This window comes from Hydrogenophaga laconesensis (assembly GCF_031457235.1).
Lineage (GTDB): Bacteria > Pseudomonadota > Gammaproteobacteria > Burkholderiales > Burkholderiaceae_C > Hydrogenophaga > Hydrogenophaga laconesensis.
Map to the genome: position 1 here is coordinate 1 of NZ_JAVDWE010000041.1, position 2,813 is coordinate 2,813.

Annotated in this window: 2 protein-coding genes; both read left to right on the forward strand. The window is 64.8% G+C overall.

The window, feature by feature from the left end; genetic code table 11:
- The first annotated feature begins 241 nt into the window (after positions 1–241).
- Positions 242–1,765, forward strand: coding sequence for an IS21 family transposase (gene istA / locus J2X09_RS26905; RefSeq protein WP_204735963.1), 1,524 nt, complete (start codon positions 242–244; stop codon positions 1,763–1,765).
- Positions 1,766–1,861: 96 nt separating this feature from the next.
- Positions 1,862–2,665 (forward strand): IS21-like element helper ATPase IstB, encoded by an 804-nt coding sequence (gene istB / locus J2X09_RS26910; RefSeq protein ID WP_008904314.1) that lies wholly within the window; start codon positions 1,862–1,864, stop codon positions 2,663–2,665.
- Positions 2,666–2,813 lie beyond the last annotated feature (148 nt).

Below are 2,813 nucleotides of genomic sequence, written 5' to 3' on the forward strand. Positions count from 1 at the left end.
TGGGTATTTCGGACCAACGTGACCGCTGGTTTCGGTATCGTGACCGAGGATTTCGGCCCATCGTGACCGACTCCGTTGTCGGTTCATCGTGACCGGCCGTTTCGGCAACGTGACCGATCATTTCGGTCATCGTGACCGCCGTTTCAGCCCACGTTTTTGTGGGATCTGAAGCCAGGCGGTGCTGCGTAGAGAACTCAACCCGGGCGTCCTAACCTCGACGGCTTTTGCCTTCAGGAGCCGGATGCCCAAACCTCGAATTTCTCTACGCATGATCAAAGACGTTATCCGCCTGAAGTGGCAGGCCGACCTCTCTCACGAGCAAGTCGCCGCCACCCTCAACATCTCCAAAGGGGCCGTGGCCAAGTACGTTGGCCTGGCCCATGCTGCTGGCCTGGATTGGGAGACTGTCCAGGATTGGAGCGAGCAGCGACTGACCTCCGCCCTGCTGCCCAAGGCCACCACCTCCCAGCCCTACATCACCCCCGACTGGGGCCGCATCCACCGCGAACTCGACCGCAAGGGCGTGACACTCATGCTGCTGTGGCAGGAGTACGTGGAGGCCCATCCCCATGGTCGTACCTGGCGCTACACCCAGTTCTGCGGTCACTACAAGGACTTCGCCCAAACCCTCAAGCGCTCGATGCGCCAGCACCGGTGCGCCGGCGAGAAGCTGTTCATCGACTTCGCTGGCTCCACGGTGCCCTTGCGCGATGGCGCCCGTGCCCAGGTCTTCGTCTCGGCCATGGCCGCCTCCAGTTGCGTCTTTGCCTGCGCCACGCCCGCGCAGCGCCTGGATGACTGGGTCGAGGGCATGGTGCGCGCTCTGCACTTCTACGGGGGTGTGCCGCAGCTCATCGTGCCTGACAACGCCCGTGCCGTGATCGCCTCGCCAGACCGTTACGAGCCACGTGCCAACGAGACGGTGCAGGACCTGGCCCGCTACTACGGCACCTCGGTGCTGCCTGCGCGCCCACGCACGCCGCGCGACAAGGCCACGGCTGAGAGCTCGGTTCAGGTCGTCACACGCTGGATCCTGGCCAGGCTGCGCCACCAGCGATTTGAGAGCGTCGCTCAGGTTGACGCGGCCATTGCGCAGCTGCTCCCCAGCCTGAACGAGCGGCCGTTTCAGAAGCTGGCGGGCAGTCGCGCCAGTGTGTTCGCCGAGCTGGACGCCCCAGCCCTGATGCCGCTGCCGCAGCAACCCTATGAACTCGCGCGCTTCAAGACCGTGAAGGTCCATATCGACTACCACGTCGAGATCGACGGTCATCGTTACAGCGCACCGCACCCGCTGGTCGGTCAGACGCTGGAGGCTCGCATGACCGGGCGCGGCATCGAGTTGCTCTTGCGCGGCCAGCGCGTGGCCGCCCACGCGCGCAGCGACAAGCGTGGGGGTTTCTCTACCGTGGAGGCACACATGCCCGCGGCCCACCGCGCCCACATGGAGTGGACGCCACAGCGCCTGATCGAATGGGGGCAGCGCATCGGTGTGGCCTGCGGTGAGTTGATCACCCGTTTGCTGCAGACCTACAAGCATCCCGAGCATGGCTACCGGTCTTGCCTGGGTTTGCTGAGCCTGTCCAAGAGGTACGGCCCGGTGCGACTGGAGGCCGCCTGCGAGCGGGCGTTGGCCCTGGGCACATTGCGCTACAGCCATGTGCGTGACTTGCTGGCCAACAACTGTGACCAGATCACGCCCCAGTCCGAGTCGGACTGGACCAGCCCGGCGCACGCCAATCTGCGCGGCCCGGGCTACTACCAGTGAGGTGGCGCCACCGCCGCCGCCGCCGCCACTGCCACTGCCACTGCCACTGCCACCATTGTTTCTATCTCCAATCCACGGCTTCAGGACATCATCACCATGCTCAACAACACCACCATCGCCCAGCTGCGCTCACTCAAACTCGTGGGCTTCGCCGATGCCTTGCAACAGCAACACGAACAGGCCGACTGCCTGAATCTGTCCTTTGATGAGCGCCTGGCCTTGCTGGTCGAGCGCGAGGTCTACGCCCGCAGTGACCGCAAGCGAGCGCGTCTGCTGCAACAGGCGCAGCTCAAGTACCCCTCGGCCACCTTGGAGGACGCCAGCTTCGAGGGCATCCGGGGAATGGACCGTCCGGCCCTCATGGGCCTTGCGCTGTCCACCTGGATCGATCGCGGCGAGACGGTGACCCTGGCCGGTGCCACAGGCTTGGGCAAGACTTGGCTGGCGTGTGCGCTGGCCCAATACGCGTGCCGGCAAGGTCGCTCCGCGCTGTACTTGCGCGTGCCTCGACTGGCAGAAGAGCTGCGCATCTTGCATGGGGCCGGCAGCTTCCGACGCTGGCTACAGCAACTCGCCAAGATCGACGTGCTGGTGCTGGACGACTGGGGCATCGGACACCTGGACGCCGCCACGCGTGCCGATTTGCTGGAGGTCATCGATGACCGGGTGGGGCAGCGCGCCACCATCATCGCCCACCAATTGCCCATCGAGCATTGGCACGCCTGGCTGGGCGACCCCACCGTTGCCGACGCCATTCTGGACCGGTTGCTGCAGAGTTGCCGGCGCTTCAGCCTGGACGGCGAGTCGCGACGAACGGGCCGCACGGCGCGCACTGCAACCGTTTCAAAAACGACCATCAAGGACCCCCATGAAGACCTGACAGCCTCTCCAAAACCGTAAACTCAACCCCCTACGCAGCACCGCCAGCATCACGGCGGTCACGATCGCCGAAACGGGCGGTCACGTTACCGAAACGGCGCTGAGAACATCGCTCAGCCCACCGGTCACGATGCGCCGAAATGACCGGTCACATTCGCCGAAATACGCA

Coding starts and splice junctions, on each gene's coding strand:
- istB (WP_008904314.1), top strand. CDS start 1,862: ATGCTCAACAACACCACCATCGCCCAGCTGCGCTCACTCAAACTCGTG.
- istA (WP_204735963.1), top strand. CDS start 242: ATGCCCAAACCTCGAATTTCTCTACGCATGATCAAAGACGTTATCCGC.